Source organism: Phormidesmis sp. 146-33 (genome assembly GCF_052939515.1).
Genome location: NZ_JBJPHU010000029.1, coordinates 44,695 through 50,960, shown reverse-complemented (window position 1 = coordinate 50,960; position 6,266 = coordinate 44,695). Strand labels below are relative to the sequence as shown.

General features: G+C 48.3%; 6 protein-coding genes. 3 read left to right on the top strand and 3 right to left on the bottom strand.

Going from position 1 to position 6,266, the window contains the following annotated elements; genetic code table 11:
- Positions 1 to 61: 61 nt before the first annotated feature.
- Complete coding sequence (locus ACJ2PR_RS13955; RefSeq protein WP_446877445.1) at positions 62 to 259, top strand: hypothetical protein; 198 nt, start codon at positions 62 to 64, stop codon at positions 257 to 259.
- Between the two features lie 257 nt (positions 260 to 516).
- Here the strand turns inward: ACJ2PR_RS13955 and ACJ2PR_RS13950 are convergent, their stop codons facing one another.
- A complete protein-coding gene (locus tag ACJ2PR_RS13950) occupies positions 517 to 1,605 on the bottom strand; it encodes an NAD(P)/FAD-dependent oxidoreductase (RefSeq protein WP_446877444.1) in 1,089 nt (362 codons plus the stop codon).
- Positions 1,606 to 1,959: 354 nt separating this feature from the next.
- Between ACJ2PR_RS13950 and ACJ2PR_RS13945 the strand changes: the two genes are divergently transcribed.
- Positions 1,960 to 4,185: a transglutaminase TgpA family protein gene (locus ACJ2PR_RS13945; RefSeq protein ID WP_446877443.1), complete on the top strand. Its 2,226-nt coding sequence runs from the start codon at positions 1,960 to 1,962 to the stop codon at positions 4,183 to 4,185.
- 36 nt (positions 4,186 to 4,221) lie between these two features.
- On the opposite strand, the gene ACJ2PR_RS13940 is transcribed toward ACJ2PR_RS13945, so the two are convergent.
- Positions 4,222 to 4,851, bottom strand: a complete 630-nt coding sequence (locus ACJ2PR_RS13940) for a hypothetical protein (protein ID WP_446877442.1) — start codon at positions 4,849 to 4,851, stop codon at positions 4,222 to 4,224.
- A 26-nt stretch (positions 4,852 to 4,877) separates the two neighbouring features.
- The gene (locus ACJ2PR_RS13935) at positions 4,878 to 5,213 is read right to left on the bottom strand and encodes a hypothetical protein (RefSeq protein ID WP_446877441.1); all 336 of its coding nucleotides are present in this window, start codon (positions 5,211 to 5,213) and stop codon (positions 4,878 to 4,880) included.
- A gap of 338 nt (positions 5,214 to 5,551) precedes the next feature.
- Here ACJ2PR_RS13935 and ACJ2PR_RS13930 point away from each other — a divergent pair, with 338 nt between their 5' ends.
- Entirely contained in the window at positions 5,552 to 6,022 is a 471-nt protein-coding gene (locus ACJ2PR_RS13930; RefSeq protein WP_446877440.1) for a DUF4383 domain-containing protein, read from the top strand.
- Positions 6,023 to 6,266 lie beyond the last annotated feature (244 nt).

Sequence of the window (6,266 nt, the reverse complement as noted above, 5' to 3'; positions counted from 1 at the left end):
GTTTCGATTCCAGAGCAGAACGATCGCTACTTAAACCCCAACGTTTCTATTTCAGGGCGGAATGTTTCTATTTCAGAGCGGAAGAATTAACTTTCCAAACCCCAACGTTTCTATTTCAGAGCAGAACGATCGACTTCTAGAGCGGAACGTTTCGATTCCAGAGCAGAACGATCGCTACTTAAACCCCAACGTTTCTATTTCAGAGCGGAATGTTTCTATTTCAGAGCAGAACGATCGACTTCCAGAGCGGAACGATTAGGTTCTAAGCAAGAAAATTTTGCGTTTGAAGTGGATTGACCAATCGATTTCTTGAAGTGCTGCCGCTTCGTTGCTGGTTCAATTGGTAGGTTGACAGAGGTTTTTTGCTTCGTTGTTGTAGTCTTCTGCCCCACAAGATGCCAATTTTGGAGGACTTTCAGACAAGATTTTTAGTTCAAAGTCCCTCACTCGTGGGGGATTTAGCTTGCTCTCCCAGATTAACCACCGCAGCGAAAGATTTCATCGAATTGACGTTAATCACAGCTTGACGATCGCATCTCTGACCATTTTTGCCGTCGCGGGAGCCAGAAGAACGCCGTTACGGTAGTGGCCCGTTGCTAACAAAACCTGATTGTAGCCTGGGAGCAATTCAACAATTGGAGCCGGACGACCTTGAGGGCGAGGACGCAGCCCATACCAGGAGCGAATTGGCTTCGCATCCACAAGACGGGGACAGAAGGCGATCGCTTGATTGATCACGGCTTCCCATTGAGCGAGATCGGGCCGAAGTGGAGCCGCATCCTCCTCAAATTCGACCGTGGCACCTACCCAATAATCGCCACCACCCAATGGCACCAAATGCACATCATTTCCCGTAATTACAGGTTCTAAAGTCTGGAACGGCTTCTCTAATCGCAGATGAATCGCCTGCCCCAACACAGGACGAATGTCTACAGGTTGATTCATTGTTGCTGTCAGAGGAGTCGATCCTAGTGCCGCAGAAATCACGATCCAATCAGTAGCGATCGTGCCGTGTGAAGTGTGCAGTTCGTGGTCGATCGCCCCGGTCACCTTAGTATTGAACTGAAAAGTTGCCCCATTCTGTTGAGCGGCTTTGATCAGCGCATGAGTCAGCGCGACGGGATTGACCTGCCGATCGTCAGGAGAATAAATCGCCGCTTTCACCCCATCCAAACGCAACTGAGGAAAGTCAGCCCTCAGACGATCGACTTCCAAAATCTCCAGCGTCAAGCCCTGCGATCGTCGAATCTCAACCAGCCGTTCCCAGCGCGTCAAATCTTCTTCAAACTCCAGCATCAAGATTCCCTGTTGATTATAGGGAACCACACTTCCTGTCAAAGCTTCGAGTTCTGGAATCAGCGTTTCATAAGCTTGAAGACTCGATAGGCGCATCTGCAAATTTCGACCTTTTTCCTTTTTGCTGATTGCCCCCATCAACACCCCCAAAGCCGCCCCCGTCGAAGTCGGACAAACGATCAAATCAGCTTCAACAGGTGCAGGCAATTGATCAAACACCATCACTGTCAACTCTGAAATTTTGCTGAGTTCATACGCGATCGCCGCTCCAACAACCCCAGACCCCACGATCGCCACTTTCTGTCCCATAAAAACCAACCATCAAAACAATCATCAGCACCCCTCAACGCTAACAAACCACCCGTTCGATGAAGTTCTTTCGCTTCGGTATCCAAGTCTTCTACCTCCCAAGCTGCCAATTTGGGGAACTTTGAAACAAGCGTCTCGGTTCAATATCCCTCACTTATGGGAAATTTAGGAAACAACCCAATTTCTCACCAAAGGAAAGAACTTCATCAAGCTCACTCCTCACTCCTCACTCTTCCCTCCTCTCTCCTCCCTCCTCTCTCCTCTCTCCTCCCTCCTCCCTCCTCACTCCTCCCCCTCCCTCTCCTCCCAAGGTGCAACCGTGTACCATAAGTAAAATTACCTTCACCCTTTTCTATGAGACAGTCGTGGTGGCCACAACGCGCCCTGATGCCAGAGCCAGAAGAGTCAATTTTGTTTCGGATTTTGACTCAGACACTCGTCAGCATTGGCATCATCGCAACCGACATTGCCGCAGAAACCCATCTCAGCGTCTGGGCCATTCCACTTAGCTTGATTGGGGCAACCTGGAGTTGGATGCGGCGGCACGATCGCAACATTCCCACTAAGTTTGCGCTGGCGATCGCGATGCTCGTGGCTTTGGCAACTTTCTTCGTCAATCTGATCGGCAATCGAGAACTCAACGACACAAGGCTGGTCTTAGTAGAACTGTTGATTCAACTTCAGGTATTACACAGTTTTGATTTGCCGCGTCGCAAAGATTTGGGCTATTCAATGATCATTGGTTTAATTTTGATCGGGGTGGCGAGTACCCTGAGTCAAACCATGATCTTTGGCGTGTTGTTGCTGGCGTTCTTAGCGATCGCGCTTCCAGTATTGGTATTAGATTATCGATCGCGCTTAGGATTGAGTCGATCGACCAGTACAAAACTGACTTTACGCAAAGTTAATTTCTCCTCATTACCGTTTACGTTTGCAATCACGCTGGCGTTGGGCTTGATGATCTTTGCAGTGATGCCTCGATTTTCTGGCTACCAGTTGCGAAGTTTTCCGATGAGTCCGCAGATTCAATTACAGGGCGAATTTAATAACCGTCAAATTACCAATCCTGGCTATGTGAGAAACGGCAATCGAGGACAGGGCGCAGCCGGACAGGGCGCAGGAGCCGCTCGCAACGGTGAATCTGGGCAGATGGATAAAACCTTCTACTACGGATTTGGCGATCGCATCAATCAAAATCTGCGCGGGCAACTCGAACCCAAAGTCGTCATGAGAGTCCGATCGCAAGCCGAGGGCTTTTGGCGAGTGCAGGCCTTCGATCGCTACACCGGACAAGGCTGGGAACTGGCGCGCAACAATCAAACCAAAACGCTGAGTCGATCGGAATGGTCTTATCAATTTTTCTTACCCAGACCCGTCACCCTCAACAAAACCAAAGAGGTGATTCAAACTTATACGATCGTTTCTGAGTTGCCCAATCTGATTCCTGCGCTGACGCAGCCCAAAGAGCTTTACTTTCCCACAACAGAGGTGGCGATCGATCCTGAAGACGGACTGCGAGCGCCCCTACCCCTGGCCGAAGGCATCACTTACACCGTGCTTTCAGAAGTGCCTTACCGCGATCGTACCTGGTTGCAGAGAGCGCCCGTTGGCATTCCTAGAAACGGTCAATCTTATCTACAAATTCCCCCTCAGATCGCGGCCAAAGTGCGTCAAGAAACTCAGACGATTCTTTCAAAGTCAGAGAAAGCGATCACGTCTCCCTACGAAAAAGCGCTCTATCTGGCGCAATATCTCAAACAGCGCTACAGAATTCAGCCAAATTTGCCGCTGTTGCCCAAAGACGAAGACTTGACCGAAGCCTTTTTGTTCAAGTACAAAGGGGGCTATCCGGATCATTTCTCGACGGCGCTGACGATGATGTTGCGATCAATCGGCATTTCTGCACGGCTCGTCGTCGGCTTTGCTCCTGGAGAATTCAATCCATTTACGGGGCTGTATGTGGTGCGAAACACGGATGCCTATGCGATGACAGAAGTGTATTTTCCCAAGTTTGGCTGGTTTGCCTTTGATCCGATTCCCGGACATGACTTGATTCCACCTTCCATTGAAGAAGATCAGACCTTCTCCGTACTTCAGCGCTTTTGGCAGTGGGTTGCGGGTTGGTTGCCGTCTCCGGTTGCGGCGGTGTTAAATCGGGTAATGAGCGCGATCGTGCAGTGGCTTGGTGGCGTTTTAGGCTGGCTCGTTGGACTTTTTTCGAGAGGTTGGATTGGGCTATTTATTGGTCTGATTTTGGCGACCTGTCTGAGTTTTGTGGGCTGGCTCACTTGGCAAGGCTGGCAAAAAATTCGCTACCGTCGCTGGCTCAACAAACTGTCGCCGATGGAAAGTCTCTATCAACAAATGCTGAGATGGTTAGCGACGCAAGGATTTCGCAAACACCCGTCCCAAACGCCGCTGGAATATGCAAAACAGGCGCAAGACGGCAAACAAAGTCACGCTCAAATCATTCAAGACATCTCTCAGGCTTATGTCAGTTGGCGCTATGGAGGTGAATCCGCTAATTTGCGAGAGCTTCAGCAAAAGTTTAGGACAATGCGGGAGAAGAGCAAAACTTAGTTTCTACCATTAACGTCTAGCAACTCATCTCGGCATTCAGGAACGCCCAATTCCAATGTGGTCAAGTCGCTGAAAATCAGAGCGATCGAGCATAATCGGATAAGTTGAATCATCAATATGAGCTTCTATCTTTAAGACAAGGTGCTGACCAACTGCCACCTTCGGCAGAAACAGAGCAGGAATATAGACTCCTTGCTCTTCCATGAAACTATCGGTAAACATAGCAGGATGTCCAATTTCTTCCATTGAAAGCTGTTGTCGTTTAGATTGAAATTGATAGGGCATGGTGTCTCTTTCTGAAGACAAACTTTCAACCATCCCTGTGCTGTCGTAGACACGGTACATGGTACAGCAACCTGTATCACTATGTAAGTAGTAGATAGACTCGGTGTTGAGATATTTTGCCAGTGCTTCAGCATCTTGCTCAGTCGAATTTCCCCCTCGAAGACTATCAATCAAAGTCCATTCGTGACTCGGAAACTGAAACACAATAAAATCTTGTCCAACGATTTCGATTTCGCGGTCATAGACATCTTGCTGCCAAACCTTCGCCTGCCGAATTTGAGTAAACGCAGAGGCAACCGCTTGAATGGGTGCTTTGACGATCACAAACGAGGTGTTAAACTCAAACGATTCAACTCCTCTGCATTGTTCAATTGAACTCATTCTTTAAGTCCTTGCGGGTGATGGTTTTACTGAATCCCTAATTTGTTGCGTTGAATCTGCTTGATCAACTTTGCCATGTTTTCCGCTCTACTTGACTGTCCTCGTTTGCGGTAGGCCTCTTCAGCATTGCTAAAATCAGTTATCGCATTGCTAAAATCACTCGCAGTTCCTCCTGCCAGACCTAACCCAAATTTAGCCCAAGCGCGACCCACGTAAACGTCTCCATCATCAGGATAAGCATCGATCGCCTGAGTGAACACAGAAATTGCTTCTTGATACTTTTTCTCCCCTACCAAAGTCTGTCCCTGCTTAAAGATTGCAAACTTTTCTAGATCGTAGTCGCTGCTAATGTAATTATTCATCGCTTCACTAGGCTTGCATAGGTCGTCAAGGTCTTGTTGTTGCTATTCAAATTAAGGCATTGCTGAATTACGGTATGAATTGCCCCCAATATGGAGGAGAACTAAATGTTCAAAGTCCCCCAATTTTGGGGAATTTAGGGAGCGAAAAGATGGACACCTCTCACAGATTCATCCCTTCAATCAACACCGCCCAAATTAACTTCGTAACACAACAATTCCTCTTTAGGGTTTGACCAAATCCTCCGTTATGGTGAGGAGACTCAAATCGCGATTTCCTAGCCTGAAACAGACACTTGTAGAGCCAGCAAAAGCTCTATTTTTAGGACAGGAGCGATCGTATGAAGAACATGAAACCAGGTCAGTATTTTGCCTTATTCACGGGCATCTTTTTTATCGTATTTGGAATTTTAGGGTTCATCCCGGCTTTGCAGCATCCTATCAATGTGATCGAGGCACATGACGGTATTGAGGTACAGTTGGGCTATTTGTTTGGGCTGTTTCCTATTAACCCAATTGAGAATGGCCTCTACAGTATTGTGGGAATTTTGGGACTCGTCTCAGCGATCGGTCTGGGTGGATCTCGCATCTATGGGCGCGGATTGGCCTTCTTTTTTGGGCTGCTGGCCGCCTTTGGACTGGTGCCCGAATTTAGTACCGGATTTGGCTTGATTCCCATCTTTGGCAACGATGTCTGGCTTCATGCGATCGTCGCGGCGATTTCCTTCTACTACGGCTTTATTGATTCTCCAGGGCTGCTTGAAATCGCCAGCCAACCTCCTCAAAACTCTGCGGCTGCCCATAGTCGATAGTTCTGAGTAGTCAGTGAAATAAGCGGGAATGGGGCAGGTTTTGCGATCGCATTCATTCCCACCCGTCTAGCTTAGGATCGTGAATTGAATAAGATCGATGATTGCCTGATCGCTTCGCCCCCTAAATCCCCCATTCTGGGGGACTTTGAGAAAGCAGACATTCTAGAATTTAAGGCAGTTTCGCGGTTCAAAGTCCCCCAAATTTGGGGGATTTAGGGGGCAGAAGCCGAATCAAACGAAGCGA